We start from the raw sequence: 273 nt of genomic DNA on the forward strand, positions 1-273 counted from the left end.
GGCAGCCCGCTGGCCAGCGCCATCAGCTTGCTGGAGCGCCTGCTGCAGCGCGCCCGCCGTGCCTGCGTCTGGCTGCTCAGCGACGGCCGCTTTGCCCAGGTGCCCGAGCGCCCCAGCTGCGCCGAGCAGATCACCGTCGTGGGCTTTGACCGGGGTGGCCTGCCCTTGCAGCTGAGCCAACGCCTGGCAGCGCGCTGGCACGCGGATTGGATACCGGCCTGAGCCAGTGCCTTGCGCCTCCATAGCGGCTCCCTGGGCTTTCAAAACCCCTTT

Annotated in this window: 1 pseudogene; it reads left to right on the top strand. The window is 70.3% G+C overall.

From position 1 onward, the window contains the following. A pseudogene (locus H928_RS32440) lies at nt 1–222 on the top strand (magnesium chelatase); the annotation flags it as partial. Nucleotides 223–273: the final 51 nt, after the last annotated feature.

It is taken from the genome of Comamonas sp. B-9 (genome assembly GCF_000410635.1).
In the GTDB taxonomy this organism is placed as follows: domain Bacteria; phylum Pseudomonadota; class Gammaproteobacteria; order Burkholderiales; family Burkholderiaceae_C; genus Comamonas.